The organism is Mycolicibacterium confluentis, assembly GCF_010729895.1.
GTDB lineage: Bacteria > Actinomycetota > Actinomycetes > Mycobacteriales > Mycobacteriaceae > Mycobacterium > Mycobacterium confluentis.
This window is the reverse complement of record NZ_AP022612.1, coordinates 2,341,379-2,360,208: the sequence shown is the minus strand read 5'-3', so window position 1 is coordinate 2,360,208 and position 18,830 is coordinate 2,341,379. Positions and strand designations below refer to the sequence as shown.

Here is an 18,830-nt window from a genome sequence, read left to right as displayed (position 1 = left end):
TTTGCCGTCAGCCTGAGACGTTTCACGAAATTCGTTTCTTACCAATGATTTAGTCGCGGCTCCCAGTGACCTTAGAGTAGCCACTTAGTGTCGCGGTGGAGGTAAAAGTCCACGCCAGCGAAATGAGGCCGAACATGAACCGTCATGGCAACCCAGTGTTCGACTGCAACGGCGCGCGCCTGCGGGCGCAGAGCCGCCAACTGGCCACCGTCGTCAGTGTCAGCGGTCGGGTCCACGACGACAACATCGAGGCCATCACCGAACATGCGCGGCGCTACGTCCTGGCCGCCACCTCGGTGGTTCTGGATCTGAGCGGGGTGACGGCGTTCGACGACCACGACCTCTGCCTGCTCCAGGCCTTCGACTCCGACTGCGCCGAGGCCGGCCAGGATTGGGTGCTGGTTCCCAGCGACACCGTCATGCAGGTGCTCGCCTACTCCGATGAGGCCTATCCGATCGCCGAAACGGTCTCCGAGGCGCTGAGCTACTTCGCCGACGAGACGCTGCGTCGCCGCACGCTCCTGCTGCCGCTGCTGACCCGTTCCGCTTAGTCTGTGGGGCATGGCGAACGTCGTATCGGTCAATCTCGCCCGTCCCCGCGCCAATCCAGACAAGCCCGCCGCAATCACCGGCATCGACAAGGTGCCCACGACTGAACACGTCGAGGTCCGGGATCCCGGACCTCGACGCGGCGGCTTGGGCAGCGGTCTGGTCGGCGACACGATCGGCAACTCGAAGTTCCACGGTGGTGATGACCAGGCGGTGTACGCCTATGCGCGCGAGGATCTCGACGAGTGGCAGCGGACGCTGAACCGCACGCTGACCAACGGGTCGTTCGGTGAGAACTTCACCACCACAGGGGTCGACGTCACCGGGGCCCGCATCGGAGAACGCTGGCACGTCGGCGACGGCGGCCTGGTTCTGGAGGTGTCCTGCGCACGGACGCCGTGCCGCACGTTCGCGGCATGGCTGGAGATCTCGGGATGGATGAAGACCTTCACGGCCGCAGCGGTCCCGGGTGCCTACCTGCGGGTCATCACCCCGGGCACCGTGCGTGCCGGCGACGCCATCACGGTCACCGACCGCCCCGACCACGACGTCACCGTCGGCGTGGTGTTCCGCGCCCAGATGTCCGAACCGGAACTGCTGCCGCGTCTGCTCGACATCGACGCGCTGCCGGAGTCGATCCGCTCGTACGCCCGCCGTCGCCTCACAGCGTGACGACGGATTCCCCCGACTGGCCCCAACGGTCCAGGTAGACCGCCTCGGACATCACTGTCGGCGTCGGTCGCGCCGTCAGCATAGCCATCGCGAATCCTGGTGTGGCAGGCTCGATTCGTGCCGCTGCCCGCGCTGGATCTCAACCTTCCGCACCTGGCCGACGTGGTGCCGTCGGTGTTGACGGCGATGGGTGTCGCCGGGTTCGAGGCCCGCATCCCGATCCGAGGCGATGTGGCGGGCGCGTGTGTGCTGCTGGTCGACGGCCTGGGTGCCGACCTGTTGGATCGGCACGCCGCCGACGCGCCGACACTGGCCGCGCTGCGCGGGCCGACCCTTCAGGTGGGATATCCCGCGACCACGGCGGCGGGCCTCGCGGCGGTCGGAACGGGGCTGCGCTCCGGTGAACACGGTCTGGTCGGCTATTCGTTTCGGGTGCCCGCGGCCGGGATGCTCAACGCCCTGCGCTGGCGCGAGCACCCGTGGGGATCCGACCTGCGGGAGCGCGCCGTCCCCGAGCAGGTTCAACCGCAGCCGACGACCTTCGAACGCGCCGCGGCGGCCGGGATGGCCGTCAGCGTCTGCTCCCCCGCCGAATTCGCGGGGTCCGGGCTGACGCGCGCGGTACTGCGTGGCGCCGACTACCGCGGCGTCTTCGCACTCGGCGATCTGGCCGCGACCGTGCGGAACGCGGTGTCCGCCGGGGAGTTCTGCTACGCGTACCACAGCGAATTGGATGCGCTGGGACACCTCTACGGGCCTGGCTCGCTCCCGTGGCGCATGCAGTTGCGCCAGGTCGATCGCCTGGTGGAGTCCGTGATGGAGGCGTTGCCCCCGGGCGGACTGCTCGCGGTGGTCGCCGACCACGGCATGGTCTCGGCCGAGGAGACCGTGGACCTCGACGCCGACCCGGCGCTGTTCGACGGCGTCGAGGCCGTCGCCGGCGAGGCCCGTGCGAGGCACGTCTACACGCGCGAAGGCGCCGTCGACGACGTGCTGCAGGCCTGGCGCGCCCGGATCGGTTCGCGGGCCTGGGTGGTTGCGCGCGACGAGGCCATCGACGCCGGCTGGTTCGGTGCCCGGGTGCTCGACGAGGTCCGGGACCGCATCGGGGACGTCGTGGCGGCCGCGCGGGACGGCGCGGTCCTGGTCCGCCGCACGGCCGAACCCATGGAGTCCGCGTTCGTGGGTCACCACGGTTCGCTGACCGCCGCCGAGCAGACCGTGCCCCTGCTGCTTGCGGGCCTCTGAGCCGGCGTGCTCTACCCTCTGTGTCCGTGATCGTGCTGCTGCCGCCCTCGGAGACCAAACGCACCGGCGGCGACGGCCCGCCGCTGAATCCGGCGTCGCTGAGCTTCCCCGACCTCACTCCCGTGCGCGAGGAGTTGGTGGACGAACTGGTGACGCTCGCGGCAGACGTCGAGGGCAGCCGCGCAGCGTTGGGCCTGTCTGCCAAGCAGGACGCCGAGATCGAGCGCAACGCCGGACTGCGCAGCACCCCGACTCTGCCCGCTATTCAGCGCTACACGGGCGTGCTGTACGACGCGTTGGACGTCGAAAGCCTGCGCGGCGCAGAACGTTCCCGGGCCCACGCGCGCCTGGCTGTGGGCTCGGCGCTGTTCGGGCTGGTGCGCGCCGACGACCCGGTGCCCGCCTACCGACTGTCTGCGGGATCGAAGCTGCCCGACGGCCGCACCCTGGCGGCGCGCTGGCGGCCACTGCTCGAACCGCTGCTGGCCAAGATCGCCCTCGACGAGTTGGTGGTCGATCTGCGGTCGGGGTCCTACGCCGGGTTGGGCCGGCTGCCCGGCGCGGTCAAGGTCGACGTGCTCGCCGAGCACGCCGACGGGCACCGCACCGTCGTCAGCCACTTCAACAAGGCCCACAAGGGCAGGCTCGCGCGGGCCCTGGCGAGCAACCGATCAGAACCGGACGACGCCGCGAAGGTGGCCGCCGTCGCGAAGAAGGCCGGTATGACGGTCGAACGCGACGGAGATCACCTCACGATCGTCACACCGGCCTGACGGCTCACGCCTGCGTCAGCTGCTTCTTCTCGTAGAGGCGTGCCCACTCGGCCCGCGGGCGGATCGAGACGTCGACATCGGCGCCCTTGGCCCGCAGCGCTCTGACGCTGGCCTGATCCCGCGGCGTGCGGGCGAACGGATCCCAGCTGAAGAAGTTGGTGGCGTTCTGCCAGGTGATCTTGTCGATGTCGCTGTCGCTGGCACCCGCGGCGTTGAGCTCGGCCAGCACCTGCTCGGGCGCATCGGGCCAGAAGCAGTCCGAGTGCGGGTAGTCGCACTCCCACGCGATGATGTCGATGCCGATCTCGTGGCGCAGTTTCAGAGACGTCTTGTCGGTGACGTAGCAGGCCAGCGAGTGCTCACGGAACACGTCCGAGGGCAGTTTGGAGCCGAAGTCGCGCCGCAGCCACTTCTGGTTCGTGTAGTGCCGGTCGCTGCGGTCGAGGTAGAACGGGATCCAGCCGATGCCGCCCTCGGAGAACGCGAACTTCAGATCCGGGTAGTTGCGCATCGCCGGACCCCACAGCAGGTCCTGGGCACACATCGCCGACACCTGGGTGGCCAGGATGATCAGGTTGTCGATCGGCGCGTTCGGCGCCATGCTGATCGCCCCGAATCCGGTGCCGATGTGCAGGCACATCACCACGTTCTCCTCGGACAGCGTCCGGAAGACCGGACCCCAGTAGTCCTCGTCGTGGTAGCTGGGCAGGCCCTCCAGGTGCGGAAGCTCGGGCATGGTCACGGCCCGGCATCCCTTGGCCGCGACCCGGCGGATCTCGGCGCACATCCCCTCCGGAGTCCACGTCGGCAGGATCGCGATCGGGATGAAGCGATCCGGGTAAGACCCGGCCCACTCATCGATGTGCCAGTCGTTGTATGCCGACACCATCACCAGGGTGACGTCCTCGCGGGTCATGTTCAGGTGCCGGGCCGAGAACCCGGTGAAGGTCGGGAAGCACATCGAGGCGAGGATGCCGTTGCGGTTCATGTCCCGCACCCGTTCGTGGACGTCGTAGACGCCGGGGCGCATCTCGGCGAAGCCCGCCGGGTCGCGGCCCCACTCCTCGGCCGGCCAGGACACGACGGCGTTGAGTCCACTGACGCCCTGGGGACGTCCCTGATACATCCACTGATCCACACCCTTATCGTCGGTCACGACGATCGGCGCCTCGGGCTTGTATTTGGCCGGGACGTGGTTGAGGAACATGTCCGGCGGCTCCACGACATGGTCGTCAATGCTCACCAGGATCAGGTCGTCGACGTTCATCAATCTCCTACGCGTGTGCGGTGAATACGTGGGCTGGCTCAGTGGGCTGGCTCACCCGTCCTATCACTTGTACCCTCCATCACTATGACCGTCTCTGCGCTATCGGACAGACACCGTGCAGTTTCGGCCAACGTGCCCCACATCGATCTGCGACGCGGTGGGCGCGCATTGGCCGGCAGCTATCTGTACGAGGGCGACAAGCTCCTGACCGGCTGGCATTCGCACGATGTGCACCAGATCGAATACGCCATCGGTGGCGTCGTCGAGGTCCAGACGCCCGCCGGTCACTATCTGCTGCCGCCCCAGCAGGCCGCGTGGCTGCCGGTCGGGTTGGAGCATTCGGCGACCATGAACTCCGACGTCAAGACCATCGCGGTGATGTTCGATCCCGAACTCGTGCCCAACGCGGGCGACCGGGCCCGGATCCTGGCGGTCTCCCCGCTGATCCGCGAGATGATGATCTACGCGCTGCGATGGCCCATCGAACGCGAGTGCGGCGACGAACAGTCCGACGGCTTCTTCCGGACGCTGGCCAACCTGGTGTCCGACGCGCTCGACCACGAGGCGCCGCTGAGCCTGCCGACCTCGGAGAACCCGATCGTCGCGGCCGCGATGGAATTCACGAAGGAGCATCTGTCGTCGGTCACGGCGCTGGACGTCAGTCGCGCCGTCGCGGTGTCGGAGCGCACGCTGCGCCGGTTGTTCCAGGACTGCCTCGGAATCTCCTGGCGGACCTATCTGCTGCACGCTCGGATGCTGCGCGCCATGGCCCTGCTGGCCTCACCCGACACCAGCGTCCAGGACGTGTCCAGTTCGGTCGGCTTCGACAGCCTCAGCTCGTTCACTCGGGCATTCGCGCAGTTCAGCGGGGAAACCCCATCGGCGTACCGACGCCGCGTCAAGAGCGTGGAGGTCTGAGCCGTGCGCACCTTCCGCCGCTATCTCCTGATCCAGGGCATGACGTTGGTCTGCGGCATCGTGGGGCCGATCTTCCTGCTCGTGTTCTTCGGGTCGGGCGCTCCCCACGAGCTGAAGTGGATGTACTTCGCGGGCCTAGTCATCACGGCCGTCGACGTGCTCGCGGCCCTGTTCATCACCGAGGCGCTGACAAACCGGGAACAGAGCAACCGCGGCCCCACTGTGGCGTGCGACACTTCAGCACATGGCTAATCCCCTGGGCGCCCCGAAGCTGCCGCGCCCCAAGCTCGAAGGCACCATCGCCGTCAGCGACGACCGTCGCATCGGCTTCGCCGAGTTCGGCGACCCGCAGGGCCGACCGGTGTTCTGGCTGCACGGCACACCGGGTGCGCGTCGACAGATCCCCACCGAGGCCCGTGTCTTCGCCGAGGAGAACCACCTGCGCCTGCTCGGTGTGGACCGCCCCGGCATCGGCTCCTCGACGCCACACCAGTACGACAACATCGCCGCGTTCGCCGATGACCTGCGCGTCATCGCCGACACGCTCGGCATCGACAAGATGACCGTGGTCGGACTGTCCGGCGGCGGTCCTTACACGCTGGCCGCCGCGGCGCTGATGCCCGATCGCGTCGTCGCGGCCGGGGTGCTCGGCGGTGTCGCACCCACGGTCGGTGCCGATGCCATCAAGGGCGGCGCGATGAATCTCGGCACGGTGGTCGCGCCGATCCTCGAAGTCGTCGGCCAGCCCGTGGGTTTGGTGGCCACGGGTCTGGTTCGCCTGATCAAGCCCGTCGCGCTGCCGGCGCTGGAGATCTACGCGCGGGTGTCCCCCGAGGGGGACCGCAGGCTGCTGGCCCGGCCCGAGTTCAAGGCCATGTTCCTCGACGATCTGCTCAACGGCGGCCGCAAGCAGTTGACGGCACCCTTCGCCGACGTCGTGAACTTCGCGCACGACTGGGGATTCCGCCTCGAAGAGGTCAAGGTGCCGGTGAAGTGGTGGCACGGCGACAAAGACCACATCATCCCCTACGCGCACGGCGAGCACGTGGTGTCCAGACTGCCTGACGCGGAGTTGTTCACGCTGCCCGGAGAGAGCCACCTGGCCGGGTTGGGGTACGCACACGAGATCCTCGGTTCGATGTCAGCCCTGTGGGATCGCGCCGAAGAAAAGTAGCGTGGTGGCCATGGAGGCCTCGCCATGAAAGGCACGTCATGAAGGACAGGTCATGAAAGCTGTGTCATGAAAGCGAAAGACCATCCCAACCACACGTCCGACGTGCCGATGATCGTGCCGCCGTGGGCCGAGAGCCTGCAGATCAAGTACTTCAACCCGGTGGTGCGTCGACTGTCGGGCCTGATGCCGGGCGTAGCCGTGATTCGTCATCGCGGCCGCAGTTCCGGCACGGTCCACGAGACGCCCGTGACGCCGTACCGCAAGGGTGACACCGTGGCGATCGCGCTGATCCACGGCAAGACCAACTGGGTCAAGAACGTGCTGGCCGCGGGCGAGGCCGACCTGCACCTGCGCAAGGAGGACCTGCACCTCGTCAACCCGAGGATCGTGCCCGCCGGTTCGGACGGTGCAGGCCTGCCGCGGATCGCGCGGATGCAGCTGAAACGGGTCGGCGTCCTCGTCGCCGACGTCGCTTAGGGCGTCTGCAGGAGCTTGCGCAGCAGGTGCATCGCCACGGTCGTGGACCGTTCCCGGATGTCGGCGCGCTCACCCGGCAGCAGGACCGTGCGGGTCAGCGTCGCGCCGTCGGCGCGCGCGACAGTGAAACACACTGTGCCGACCGGCTTCTCGGCTGAACCGCCACCGGGGCCGGCGATCCCGGTGATCGCCACCGCGGTGTCCACCCCGAACCGCCGCAGCGCACCCGCTGCCATCGCCTCGGCCACCGGTTCGGACACGGCGCCGTGCGCGGCGATCAGCGCCGGATCCACGCCCAGCAGTTCGGATTTGGCTTCATTGGAGTAGACGACCGCCCCGCCCATGACGTAGGCCGAGGATCCCGGACGGTCCGTGAGCCTGGCCGCGACCAGACCGGCGGTGCAGGACTCGGCGGTGGCGATGGTGCGCCCGGCCAGCAGTCCGGCGACCTGATCGTCGACCGTGGAACCGTCGGTGGAGTACACGTCGGTGCCGTGCTGCTCGTTCAGCAGAGCCACGACTTCGCGATAGGTCTCGGCGTCGGCCGGTTCGTAGCGCGTGACGATCTCAAGCTCGCCGCGACGCAGGCACGTCGTGATCTCCAACCGATCGAAGCCGTCGATCTTCTTCTCCGCCAGCCGAAGCGTCTCGGCCAACCCCGATTCCGGCAGGCCGTACATGCGCACGGTCTCCTGGCGGTACTCGGTTCGGCCGGCGATCGCACGCCGCACCCCCTCGGTGTCCAACGCGGTCGACCACATCGGCTGCAGTTCGCGCGGCGGGCCGGGCAGCACGACCACCGTCGGGGTGCCCTCGACGACCACCCCGGGCGCGGTGCCCACCGGGTTGAGCACCTCGGCGCCGAGTGGGATCATCGCCTGCTTGCGGTTGGCCGCCATGACGGCGTCGAAGTCCGCATCGGGGAAACGACGCATCATCCGCTTGAGGATCGCGGCGATCCGCGCCTCGAGGTCCGCATCGAGCACGAGCTCGCGGCCGCAGAACTCGGCGACGACCGCGACCGTCATGTCGTCGGCAGTCGGTCCGAGCCCACCGCTGGTCAGGATCAGGTCCACGCCCTCGTCGGCGTGGAACTTCAACGCCGACGCGATGTCGGCGGGCCGGTCACCGCAGATGGTGATGTGGGCCAGTTCAACGCCGAGTTCCAGCAGTCGATCCGCCAGCCAGGGACCGTTGAGATCGGTGACCCGTCCGGTCAGGACCTCGGTGCCGGTGACGACGATGCCCGCGCGTGTGCTCACGCCTTGAGGCTACGGCGTGGAGTCCGTGGGCCGGCTACGGCGTCGCGCCCGGAGCACGCACCACCATCGGCACGGCCGGGAAGTAGGCCGCCATCTCCGACCGGCACTTGCGCAGCGCGGCGGTGCCCAAGCCCTTCTTGCGGTGCTCGGGGTGGATCCAGATGCGGACGTTGACCTCGCCGTCCAGGAGTTCACCGAAGACCATGCCGACCTTGGCCGGCCCCTCGAGAGCCACGAACCAGGCCGCGTCCTCGCTCGACACCCGGCCCAGCGCCGCGCTGATCTCGTCGTCGAGGCCGCCGGCGGGAGCACCGGAACCGTCACCTGCGGTGTGCATGTCCGCAGTCCGGGCCTCGAAGATGTCCCGATCGCTCTCGTCGAACGGGCGAAGTGTCAGCGTCTCCCCGCTGGCCGCGGGACGCTCACCGACGGTGAACGACAGCTGGCTGTTCAGGTCCTCGAGTTGGGCGGCGATCTTGCGGCGCGAACTCTTGGTGAGCCGGTCGAAGGACAGCCCGATGACCGCCTCCGCGGACTGATGCGATGTCTCCAGCAGGGCGGCCACGGCGTCGACCGCGGCCTGGGTGTTCTCGGCCTCGACGATCGCGTCGAGCACCTCATGGCGGCGATCCAGGGCCGTGAGCAGGGCGTTGGTGATCTCGCGACGCGCCGCGGAGATGTCGTGATCGGGCATGGCGTCACTCTAGTTCAGCCACACCCCTACTGTGACAGGGACGACACAGCCCAGGAGGGACCGCAGATGACGTCTTCGCCTGCCGTGCGACCGTTCCGCATCGACGTGCCCGACAGTGCTCTGGCCGATCTGCGGGATCGGCTGCATCGGACCCGCTGGCCCGAGGCCGAGTGCGTCGACGACTGGAGCCAGGGCATCCCCTTGTCCTACACCGCCGAACTGGCCGCCTACTGGGCTGATCAATACGACTGGCGGTCACGGGAATCCGCACTGAACAGGTTCGACCACTTCACCACCGAGATCGACGACCTGGACATCCACTTCATCCACCAGCGCTCACCGCACGAGGATGCGCTGCCCCTGCTGCTCACGCATGGCTGGCCCGGTTCGATCGTGGAGTTCCACAAGGTCATCGAACCGCTGACCAACCCGACCGCATTCGGTGGCCGGGCCCAGGACGCCTTCCACGTCGTGTGCCCGTCGCTGCCGGGCTACGGGTTCTCCGGCAGGCCGACGCGCACCGGGTGGAACGTCGATCGCATCGCCGTGGCCTGGGAGACCTTGATGCAGCGTCTGGGCTACCGTCGCTACGGCGCCCAGGGCGGCGACTGGGGCGCGGCCGTGACCACCCAGATCGGCCGAAACCAGGGTGGCTGCATCGGGATTCACCTCAACATGCCCATCGCCAGGCCGCCGAAGGACCACTCCGGCGACTTCACCGCCGAGGAACAGGCCGCCCTTGCCGCCGCCGCGGAACACCGCAGATGGGGCACCGGATACTCCACGCAGCAGTCCACTCGGCCGCAGACCCTCGGCTACGGCCTGACCGACTCACCGGTGGGCCAGTTGGCATGGATCGTCGAGAAGTTCTGGGCCTGGACCGACTGCGCGGGCCATCCGGAGAATGTCCTGACCCGTGACGAACTGCTCGACAACGTGATGGTGTACTGGCTGACCGCGACGGCAACCTCGTCGGCGCGCCTGTACTGGGAGAGTTTCCGCAGTTTCGGCACCGGCGATCGGGTGGAGATCCCCACCGGCATCGCGGAGTTCCCCAAGGAGATCCTGCGCGCACCGCGGTCCTGGTGCGAGGAGTCCTACCGCATCGCACACTGGACCACGATGCCGCGGGGCGGCCACTTCGCGGCGTTCGAACAGCCCGACCTGTTCGTCGAGGACGTCCGGAAGTTCTTCGCGACGCTGCGGTGAGTCAGCGTGCGCCGCTGGGCTTGTCGACGATCTCGACCACGGCCGGCGCGGTGTTGACGCCCGAGACCCGCACCCACTTCGGCGCCGGGGCGCCCGCCGGAACCTCGGCCCGCACGGTCACAGCCTCGCCCGGGAACACCGTCACATAGTTGTCGGAGTAGGTCACGGGCAGGATCTCGTCACCGTCGCGGGCGGAGAGCACCTCGGCGCGTTCGAAGAAGGCGATGCCGTCGGTCCGGTTCGACAGGCGGATGTCGATCCGTGCGCCGTCGGGATCCGTGCGCTCGGCCCTGATCGCCAGTGGCGTCCTGGCCATGGTGTTCAGCGGCGTCATATCCGCCCAACTGGACTGTTTGAGCGAGAACGCCGTGTCATTGCGCGGGTCGCCGACGTCGTCACGCTGCTGGGACTGCCAGTACACGTTCTCCGTCACGACGGCGTCGTCGGCGCCGAGAAGTTGTGCCCTGACGAAGAAGACCTGGGAGGCCCGCGGCATCCGGGGCAGCACCAGGGCGCGCGCGGTGCCGTTGGCGGCCACGTCCACGGGATCCGATGTGCGATCGTCGACGAGTTCCCCGGACAGGTCGTAGACCCGCACCCGGGTGCGCAGACCAGTTGCGGCACTGGGGCTCTGGTTCACCACGGTGATGTCGGCGGTGCTGTGGTCGCCGGTGGCGTAGGAGTCGAAGACCACCGTCAGAGGGGTGAGTCCCTTCTTGGCGCCGAAGTAGGACCCGCCTGGCCGCAAGTAGTAGTCGAAGAGGTGGCCGAAGAACGACGGCCAGTGGTTGTTGAGCATCCAGTAGATGGTCATCTTGTGGCTGTCCCAGCCGCCGGCCGCGAAGCCCTCGAACTGGGCACGAGTCGACTCGTAGTGCGCCAGTTGGGCTTTGCGCGTGAACTCCTCGGCGCTGCGCGACGACCCGTAGCGGCGCATCACCGCGGTGCGGATGCTGTCGAGTTCGACGTTGTTGTCGTCGGATCCGGCGTGGGTGTACCAGGTGTCGTTGATCGGCCACAGCTTGTCGGGCGGAATGAATTTGACCAGGCTCGCAAACGGCGGAATGTGCTCGTTGTCGCCCTGCTCGGCCGAGGCACCCCGGGTCGCGGCGTACCGGCCGTCGAACCAGTAGCTCGGCGGACGCCAACTGTAGGGTCCGGCCATCTGGATGCCGTCCCAGACCACTTCACCATCGTCGTCACGGTTGACCGACGACACGGTGTCGACCGTGGCGTTCTGCCAATGCTTTTCGGCCAGGATGTCGTGGTACCAGCCACGCACCTCCGGTGGCGGCCGTCCGTCGCTGCCGTTGGCCCACAGGAACGCCGCGGCGTGCGGACCGAAGTCCTCGACCTGGGAGCGCATGCTCTCCTGCGCGATGCGCCGGTCCTCGTCGTCCCACTGCCACCACTTCTCCCACTGGTTGCAGCACATCCAGCCGTACATCAACGGGATGCCCAGTGTGTCGGCCTGTTCGAGCAGGTGGTCGCCGGGAAACTTGCCCTCCAACCGCAGCATGTTCAGGCCGAGGTCCCGGACATATCCCAGGATCGCCTTCTCGCGTTCGGGGTCGTAGCGGTACAGCAGGTCCGGGGTGTAGGTGGCTCCTCGGACCAGGAAGTCCCGGCCGTTGACCTTCAGGTAGAAGTTGCCGCCCCGGCCCAGTTGCGGGAAGTCGGTGCTGTCATCACGGTGCTGCGTGACGGTGCGGATGCCGAACCGCTGATGCCCGTTGTCGAGCACCCTGCCGTACTGCATGAACTCCAGATTCAGGTCGTAGAGGTTCGGATCGCCCATCGTGTAGGGCCACCAGAGGTCCGGATTCTGAATCCGCAACTGCGGGAATGCCTCCGGGTCGAATCGCACGTCGTGCCGGTCCCCCGGCGGCAGCGTCACGTCCTGGTCCACCGTCACGGTGGGCTTGCCGGGCCGGGAGATGGTGGCCCGCAGCACGCCCCGGACGGTGCGTCCGGTCTGGTTGGCGACCTCGGCGTCGACCGTGAGTCGCGCGGAGTCCGTGGCGGGCAGCGGAAGTTCGGTGTTCACTGTGGCCGGTCCCAGGTCGACACCGCCGGAGGCGTGCAGGAACACCGGCTTCCAGATGCCCGCGTTGCGGTCGGGCACAAAGGAGGTGCCGACGGCCGGGTCCCCCGGCGAGCCCTGATGGCCGATGTCACGCCAGTTGATCCAGTCCCACCAACTGTCGGCGAGTTCGACGCCGTCAACATCCTGCAGGGACTGCTCCGGAGTCACCTTGACCGCCACCGTGTTCGGGGTGTCGGGTCGCAGCCACGGCGTGACGTCGAGGACGTGGCTGACGTACATGCCCGCCATCTGGGTGCTGTCGACGACGCGGTGTCCGTTGAGCCAGACCTCGGCGCGGTAGTTGATGCCGGGGAACTCCAGCGTGTACCGGCGGTGGCCGGCGGGCGGGGTGAACGTCGTCCGGTACCACCAGTCCTGGCGGTAGAGGTCGGGCGGCACGTCGTCGCGCAGGTTGGTGCCGTAGTAGAGGTCGGGGTAGACGCCGTCGTGCTCGAGAGCGGCCAGCACCGTGCTGGGCATGCGTCGGATCGGATGCCACCCGGTGTCGGCGTACTCCGGCGTCGAGATCACCGCGCCGTCGGCGGGGACGTCGCGGGCCGACGTGAGGGTCCAGCCTTGGGCGAGTTCGACCGCGACCGGCGTGGGTTCGGGCCGGAGGAACCCGGGGACGTCGCCGGCGCCTAGGACCAGCACTGCCAGCAGGATCGGTACCAGGGCCAGTGCGGCAGCACGACGACGCATCCCTGCTATGGCGCACTCCTGCCGCGAATGGTTCTCCCCCACACAACGCTCGTCACCTTACGAGATGGGCTGTCGGTGGGCACCTGATGACCATCCGTGGACACCTGCGATAAACTAGAACACGTTTCAGTTTCGAACTTCGCAACGTCGTGAACCCACCAGGAGCGGACTATGCATACTCCCCTGTGCGACCAACTCGGCATCGACCTGCCGATCTTCGCCTTCACCCACTGCCGGGATGTCGTGGTCGCCGTGAGCCGGGCCGGCGGTTTCGGTGTCCTCGGCGCCGTCGGGTTCACGCCCGAGCAGCTGGAGATCGAGTTGAACTGGATCGACGAGCACATCGGCGACCATCCCTACGGCGTCGACATCGTCATCCCGAACAAGTACGAGGGCATGGACTCGAACATGTCCGCCGACGACCTCAAGTCGACGCTGAACGCCCTGGTCCCCCAGGAGCACCTCGACTTCGCGAAGAAGATCCTCGCCGACCACGGCGTGCCGACCGATGACAGCGACGACAACGCGCTGCAGCTTCTCGGCTGGACCGAGGCCACCGCCACCCCGCAGGTGGAGATCGCACTGAAGCACCCCAAGATGACGCTGATCGCCAACGCGCTGGGCACCCCACCGGCCGACATGATCGCGCACATCCACGCCGAGGGCCGCAAGGTCGCCGCGCTGTGCGGGTCGCCGTCGCAGGCGCGCAAGCACGCCGATGCGGGCGTGGACATCATCATCGCCCAGGGCGGCGAGGCCGGCGGGCACAGCGGCGAGGTCGGTTCGATCGTGCTGTGGCCGCAGGTGGTCAAGGAGGTGGCGCCGGTCCCGGTCCTCGCGGCGGGCGGCATCGGCAGCGGCCAGCAGATCGCCGCGGCGCTGGCGCTTGGCGCGCAGGGCGCCTGGACCGGATCGCAGTGGGTCATGGTCGAGGAGTCGGAGAACACGCCGGTGCAGCACGCGGCCTACGCCAAGGCCTCCAGCCGCGACACCGTGCGGAGTCGGTCGTTCACCGGCAAGCCCGCGCGCATGCTGCGCAACGACTGGACCGAGGCCTGGGAGAACCCCGAGAACCCGAAGCCGCTGGGCATGCCGCTGCAGTACATGGTGTCCGGGATGGCCGTCGCCGCGACGCACAAGTACCCCAACGAAACCGTCGACGTCGCGTTCAACCCGATCGGGCAGGTGGTCGGCCAGTTCACCAAGGTCGAGAAGACTTCGGCGGTGATCGAACGCTGGGTGCAGGAGTACCTGGAGGCGACCGCGACACTGTCGGAGTTCAACGAGGCCTGACCCTCGCGCGCTCGCACAAATCCGCCCAAACGTTCGTTTGGGCGGATTTGTGGCGTCAGGCGTAGAACTCCTGTTGCCAGCCCTTGTCGCCCGCGCACTCCAGTGGCAGGCCGTCCGGTGTCTGCGCGGCCGCACCGCGATTGGTCGGGCACGGCGCACCGATCTCCTGCACGCCGTACAGCGGGGGCGACCACACCCAGAACCCCGAGTCGACCGGGGGCCACTGGTTGGGGATGTAGTGGCAGGCGTACGTCTGGCCACCTTCGCCGCGGCCGAAGATGAACCGTTCCCAGCTGTAGCACTTGGTGCTCAACTGGACGTCGTAGGTCATATTGGGGACGTCGGCGTAGTCGAACTTGGGCTCGGCACCCGCGACCGTGGCGGTGGCGAACATGGCAGCGGCGGCCGCACCCGCGGCCGCAAAGGCACGAATCATGTCCCGCCCCTTGACCTGTTGAGTTGCGGACCCTTCGCCCCGTCGGTCCGTCGGCGCTCAGCCTAGCCGCCACGGCGGAAGTTTTCGGCGAAACACCCGGTCAGAAGCGCCGGATTGGCCGCCGGTGGTGGTTTGCTGTGGGGGCCAGCAGCCCGTGCCGCGAAGGAGGCGATCCGATGCTGTCGATCCGCAACATGTTGATGTGCACCGGGGTCGGTGCGCTCCTGGCGATTGTGGTTCTGTTCGCCGGTGTGGCGGCAGGCCCCGGCAGTCAGACGCCGCTGCCCGCGGCCGACGCCAAGCCCATGCTTCCCCTGGCTCCCGCCACCACGTCGGCCTCGCCGACCACGTCGGCCTCGCCGACCACGTCGGCGTCACCCACCACGTCGGCCTCGCCGACCACGTCAGCGTCGCCCAAGGCGTCCGGCACCGACGAGCGCGGATTCGTCGGCTCGGACGCGCGCTGCTCCGACGGTCAGTCCGCGGTCGCCTTTGGACGCACCCAGCGTTCCCTCGTGGCGATCTGCCCCGACGGTTCGGGCGGCTACGAATACCGCGGAGTGCGGATCAGCGACGGCGCGACGCTCATCACCGAGGCCGAGGCCACCGGTGACGGCACATTCGTCGCGCTCAACGAGGGTGCCGAGTACACGGTGTCGCCGTCGACCCTGACCGTCACCTCTGGCGGCAAGGTGATCTACCGGGACACCTGGGTGGACTACCAGTCCCCGAGCTTCGCGGCCGAGACCGGCGGGCCCGCGGCGACGACGAGTTCGACCCCGACCACCACCGCCAAGCCCCGCTAAGGCGCGGGCTCGGACTCGGGCGCGGGCGCGGCAGCAGGCTCTGGCAGAGTCGCACTCGGCGGTGGCAACGGCCGCGACGGCACACCCGGCGGCGCGGAGTCCGGGTTCATCGGACGCTGGGTCAGCAGCAGCAGCGCCCCGGCCCCGCTGATCTCCTGGGTCTGGACGGCGTGCCAGAGATCACGCAGGTAGGACACCCCTCGACCCTCGCTGGACGGCGGAGCCGCACTCGCTCCGGGCGGCAGGTTGTCGAGACTCGGCAGGTGCGGCACGCCCTGCGACGTGGCCGGACCATCACCCGCCGTGGGCGCGGGCGCGGCCTGTGCCGCCGACGTGCCGCCTGTATCCGGGGCCGGCGCCGGGTCGGCGGGTTCGGCACCCGCGGGTGGGGCCAACAGGATACCTGCCGCAGCGAGGAGCGCACCGAGCGCAGCTGAACGAATCCGCATATCCGATTTTCACCCCACCGGCCCCATTCGTTACAGGTTCCGCGCGAATGAGAACACGTTCCACAAACGGCCCCCGAGGCGCCGAGTGGCGGTGTACGAATGGCTTGGGGAAACCAGCACAGACACAGCTGTTGTGAGGAGTGCACCGAATGCCAGGTCCGACTCTGCCTCCCGGATTCGATTTCACCGATCCCGATCTCAACTGCGAACGCCTGCCGGTGGAGGAGCTCGCGCACCTGCGGCACCAGGCCCCGGTCTGGTGGAACCAGCAGCCCGGTGGCGGTTTCGGCGACGACGGCTTCTGGCTGGTCACCCGGCACGCCGATGTCAAAGAGGTGTCCGTCCGCAGCGACGTCTTCTCCAGTGAGGAGAAGACCGCGATTCCGCGCTACCCGGAGGGCTCCACGCAGGAACAGCTTGAGACGGGCAAGTTCGTGCTGCTCAACATGGACGCGCCCCATCACACCCACCTGCGCAAGATCATCTCGCGCGGGTTCACGCCCCGCGCGGTCGAACGACTGCGGGCCGATCTCAACGAACGCGCGCAGAACATCGCCAAGGCCGCGGCGGCCTCAGGGACCGGAGACTTCGTCGAACAGGTGGCCTCCGAGCTTCCGCTGCAGGCGATCGCCGGGCTTCTCGGGGTCCCGCTCGAGGACCGCATGAAGCTGTTCGACTGGTCCAATCAGATGGTCAGCGACGACGACCCTGAGTTCGCCCACTACGACAACCGCAGTGCCGCAACGGAACTGATCATGTACGCGATGCAGCTCGCGGCGGACCGGGCCGAGCACCCCGGTGAGGACATCGTGACCACGCTGATCGAGGCCGACATCGAGGGACACAAGCTCTCCGACGACGAGTTCGGGTTCTTCATGGTGCTGCTGGCGGTGGCCGGCAATGAGACCACACGCAACTCGATCACCCACGGCATGATCGCCTTCGCCGAGCACCCGGAGCAGTGGGAGCTCTTCAAGCGCGACCGCCCCGCGACCGCGGTCGACGAGATTGTGCGATGGGCGACCCCGGTGACGTCATTCCAGCGCACGGCCCTGACCGACTACGACCTCTCGGGCGTACACATCGCCGCGGGCCAGCGTGTGGTGATGTCCTACCGTTCGGCCAACTTCGACGAGACGGTGTTCGATGACCCGTTCACGTTCGACATCCTGCGGGATCCCAATCCCCACGTCGGCTTCGGCGGCACGGGTGCGCACTATTGCATCGGCGCAAATCTTGCGCGGATGACGATCGAGTTGATGTTCAACGCGATCGCCGACCATCTGCCGGATCTGAGGGCGGTCGAATCGCCTCAGCGGCTGCGTTCCGGGTGGCTCAACGGCATCAAGCATTGGCGGGTCGACTACCAGGGCGCTCGAAGCCAACTGGTCTGACCACTTGACCTCTGCCGCCACCGTGGGGCAGCCTGGGTGGCATGGCCCTGCAACCCGTGAACCGGCGTTCCGTGCCCGAGGACGTGTTCGACCAACTGCTCGACGAGGTGCTCGGCGGCAACCTCGCGCCCGGCGAGGCACTGCCCAGCGAACGTCGCCTGGCCGAGGTGCTGGGAGTGTCGCGACCCGCGGTCCGGGAGGCACTCAAGCGTGTGATGGCCGTCGGCCTGGTCGACATCCGGCAGGGCGACGCCACCACCGTCCGCGACTTCCGCCGGCACGCCGGCCTCGACCTGCTCCCCCATCTGCTCATGCGGGGTGATGAACTCGACCTCGCCGTGGTGCGCAGCATCCTCGAGACGCGACTGCACAACGGCCCCAAGGTCGCCGAACTCGCCGCGCGTCGCGGCGGACCCGAGCTCGCGGCACTGCTCGACCAGGCGGTCGACCTCCTGGCGAACGAATCGGATCTCGTTGCGGCACAACAGCATGCGCTGTCCTACTGGGACCACATCGTCGACGCCGCGGACTCCATCGCCTTCCGGCTGATGTACAACACGCTGCGCGCCACATACGAACCCGCACTGCCCGCACTGGCGACAGTGATGTCGGCCGAGGTGGGACAACCCGAGGCCTATCGCAGGCTGGCCGAGGCGATCGTCGCCGGGGACGAACCGGGGGCACATCAGGCCGCGGTCGACCTGCTCGCCCCGGCCACCTCCGCCATCCTCACCGCACTGGAGAAGTTGGAGACCGCATGACCACCACCGACAAGTCACGCAGGGCGCTCACGCTGCCCCAGGCCGCGCGTGAGTTCGTCCGCCATCCGTCGCCGCCCATGATCCTGGCGCTGCTCGTGGTCGCCTCGGCGATGCGCATCGCACGCGGCGACTGGCAACTGACCGACGCCGTGGTTCCGGTCGTGATGCTCGCGGCCTTCCCGTTCCTGGAGTGGGTCATCCACGTCGCGATCCTGCACTGGCGACCGCGCCGCGTGGGCCCGGTCGTGATCGATCCCCTGCTGGCCCGCAAGCATCGCGAGCACCACGTCGACCCTCGGCAGGTCGAGCTGATCTTCATCCCGTGGCAGGCACTCCTGTGGGTGCTGCCCGCGGTCGTCCTGCTCGCCGCGTTCGCGTTCCCACGCCTCGAACTCGGGCTGACGTTCCTGATGGTGTTGGGTGTACTCGGTCTGGCCTACGAGTGGACGCACTATCTGATCCACAGTGACTACAAGCCGAAATCATCTGCCTACCGGGCGATTTGGCGAAACCATCGGCACCATCACTTCAAGAACGAGAACTACTGGTTCACCGTCACGAGCGCTGGGACGGCCGACCGTGTTCTGGGCACTTGCCCGGACCCGCAGGCGGTCCCGTCCTCACCGACCGCCAAGAACCTGCACTCGCTCAACGCGTGAA

General features: G+C 68.0%; 20 protein-coding genes. 14 read left to right on the top strand and 6 right to left on the bottom strand.

Going from position 1 to position 18,830, the window contains the following annotated elements; translation table 11 throughout:
- Positions 1-134: 134 nt before the first annotated feature.
- The 4 genes from G6N34_RS10880 to yaaA all read left to right on the top strand — a co-directional run bounded on the left by G6N34_RS10880 (position 135) and on the right by yaaA (position 3,242).
- Positions 135-551 carry an STAS domain-containing protein gene (locus G6N34_RS10880; RefSeq protein WP_085150946.1) on the top strand — a complete coding sequence of 139 codons (417 nt, stop codon included), beginning with the start codon at positions 135-137 and terminating at the stop codon, positions 549-551.
- Positions 552-561: 10 nt separating this feature from the next.
- On the top strand, positions 562-1,221 hold the full coding sequence (locus G6N34_RS10875) for an MOSC domain-containing protein (RefSeq protein WP_085150945.1): 660 nt from the start codon (positions 562-564) through the stop codon (positions 1,219-1,221).
- Positions 1,222-1,338: 117 nt separating this feature from the next.
- Positions 1,339-2,469, top strand: coding sequence for an alkaline phosphatase family protein (locus tag G6N34_RS10870; protein ID WP_085151213.1), 1,131 nt, complete (start codon positions 1,339-1,341; stop codon positions 2,467-2,469).
- A gap of 26 nt (positions 2,470-2,495) precedes the next feature.
- Positions 2,496-3,242, top strand: coding sequence for a peroxide stress protein YaaA (gene yaaA / locus G6N34_RS10865; protein WP_085151212.1), 747 nt, complete (start codon positions 2,496-2,498; stop codon positions 3,240-3,242).
- Positions 3,243-3,246: 4 nt separating this feature from the next.
- Here the strand turns inward: yaaA and G6N34_RS10860 are convergent, their stop codons facing one another.
- Positions 3,247-4,509 carry an amidohydrolase family protein gene (locus G6N34_RS10860; protein ID WP_085150944.1) on the bottom strand — a complete coding sequence of 421 codons (1,263 nt, stop codon included), beginning with the start codon at positions 4,507-4,509 and terminating at the stop codon, positions 3,247-3,249.
- Between the two features lie 84 nt (positions 4,510-4,593).
- Here G6N34_RS10860 and G6N34_RS10855 point away from each other — a divergent pair, with 84 nt between their 5' ends.
- From G6N34_RS10855 to G6N34_RS10840, 4 genes are all read left to right on the top strand, one after another.
- Positions 4,594-5,427, top strand: a complete 834-nt coding sequence (locus G6N34_RS10855; RefSeq protein WP_085150943.1) for an AraC family transcriptional regulator — start codon at positions 4,594-4,596, stop codon at positions 5,425-5,427.
- A 3-nt stretch (positions 5,428-5,430) separates the two neighbouring features.
- A complete protein-coding gene (locus tag G6N34_RS10850) occupies positions 5,431-5,679 on the top strand; it encodes a hypothetical protein (protein ID WP_234812822.1) in 249 nt (82 codons plus the stop codon).
- Positions 5,672-6,601, top strand: coding sequence for an alpha/beta fold hydrolase (locus G6N34_RS10845; protein WP_085150942.1), 930 nt, complete (start codon positions 5,672-5,674; stop codon positions 6,599-6,601). The genes G6N34_RS10850 and G6N34_RS10845 overlap by 8 nt, the downstream gene beginning before the upstream one ends.
- Positions 6,602-6,667: 66 nt before the next feature.
- A complete protein-coding gene (locus G6N34_RS10840) occupies positions 6,668-7,078 on the top strand; it encodes a nitroreductase family deazaflavin-dependent oxidoreductase (protein WP_085150941.1) in 411 nt (136 codons plus the stop codon).
- Here the strand turns inward: G6N34_RS10840 and G6N34_RS10835 are convergent.
- Together G6N34_RS10835 and G6N34_RS10830 are read right to left on the bottom strand one after the other, a co-directional pair.
- Complete coding sequence (locus G6N34_RS10835) at positions 7,075-8,340, bottom strand: competence/damage-inducible protein A (RefSeq protein WP_085150940.1); 1,266 nt, start codon at positions 8,338-8,340, stop codon at positions 7,075-7,077. The two genes, G6N34_RS10840 and G6N34_RS10835, sit on opposite strands and share 4 nt — an antisense overlap.
- Positions 8,341-8,374: 34 nt before the next feature.
- On the bottom strand, positions 8,375-9,034 hold the full coding sequence (locus G6N34_RS10830) for a GNAT family N-acetyltransferase (RefSeq protein WP_085150939.1): 660 nt from the start codon (positions 9,032-9,034) through the stop codon (positions 8,375-8,377).
- 84 nt (positions 9,035-9,118) lie between these two features.
- Between G6N34_RS10830 and G6N34_RS10825 the strand changes: the two genes are divergently transcribed.
- Complete coding sequence (locus tag G6N34_RS10825; protein ID WP_085150938.1) at positions 9,119-10,243, top strand: epoxide hydrolase family protein; 1,125 nt, start codon at positions 9,119-9,121, stop codon at positions 10,241-10,243.
- Between the two features lies 1 nt (position 10,244).
- Here the strand turns inward: G6N34_RS10825 and G6N34_RS10820 are convergent, their stop codons facing one another.
- On the bottom strand, positions 10,245-13,031 hold the full coding sequence (locus G6N34_RS10820; protein WP_085150937.1) for a glycoside hydrolase family 2 protein: 2,787 nt from the start codon (positions 13,029-13,031) through the stop codon (positions 10,245-10,247).
- A 171-nt stretch (positions 13,032-13,202) separates the two neighbouring features.
- Here G6N34_RS10820 and G6N34_RS10815 point away from each other — a divergent pair, with 171 nt between their 5' ends.
- Positions 13,203-14,324, top strand: coding sequence for a nitronate monooxygenase (locus G6N34_RS10815; RefSeq protein WP_085150936.1), 1,122 nt, complete (start codon positions 13,203-13,205; stop codon positions 14,322-14,324).
- 55 nt (positions 14,325-14,379) lie between these two features.
- Here G6N34_RS10815 and G6N34_RS10810 read toward each other — a convergent pair whose 3' ends face one another.
- Positions 14,380-14,760, bottom strand: coding sequence for a hypothetical protein (locus tag G6N34_RS10810; RefSeq protein WP_085150935.1), 381 nt, complete (start codon positions 14,758-14,760; stop codon positions 14,380-14,382).
- Positions 14,761-14,936: 176 nt separating this feature from the next.
- On the opposite strand from G6N34_RS10810, the gene G6N34_RS10805 reads away from it, so the two are divergent.
- Positions 14,937-15,566, top strand: coding sequence for a hypothetical protein (locus G6N34_RS10805; protein WP_085150934.1), 630 nt, complete (start codon positions 14,937-14,939; stop codon positions 15,564-15,566).
- Here the strand turns inward: G6N34_RS10805 and G6N34_RS10800 are convergent.
- Positions 15,563-16,015, bottom strand: a complete 453-nt coding sequence (locus G6N34_RS10800) for a hypothetical protein (RefSeq protein WP_085150933.1) — start codon at positions 16,013-16,015, stop codon at positions 15,563-15,565. The two genes, G6N34_RS10805 and G6N34_RS10800, sit on opposite strands and share 4 nt — an antisense overlap.
- A gap of 149 nt (positions 16,016-16,164) precedes the next feature.
- On the opposite strand from G6N34_RS10800, the gene G6N34_RS10795 reads away from it, so the two are divergent.
- From G6N34_RS10795 to G6N34_RS10785, 3 genes are read left to right on the top strand one after another with little or no spacing between them, the layout of a single operon-like run.
- On the top strand, positions 16,165-17,409 hold the full coding sequence (locus tag G6N34_RS10795) for a cytochrome P450 (protein WP_085150932.1): 1,245 nt from the start codon (positions 16,165-16,167) through the stop codon (positions 17,407-17,409).
- A 41-nt stretch (positions 17,410-17,450) separates the two neighbouring features.
- Entirely contained in the window at positions 17,451-18,170 is a 720-nt protein-coding gene (locus G6N34_RS10790; protein ID WP_085150931.1) for a FadR/GntR family transcriptional regulator, read from the top strand.
- Positions 18,167-18,829: a sterol desaturase family protein gene (locus tag G6N34_RS10785; RefSeq protein WP_085150930.1), complete on the top strand. Its 663-nt coding sequence runs from the start codon at positions 18,167-18,169 to the stop codon at positions 18,827-18,829. The genes G6N34_RS10790 and G6N34_RS10785 overlap by 4 nt, the downstream gene beginning before the upstream one ends.
- Position 18,830 lies beyond the last annotated feature (1 nt).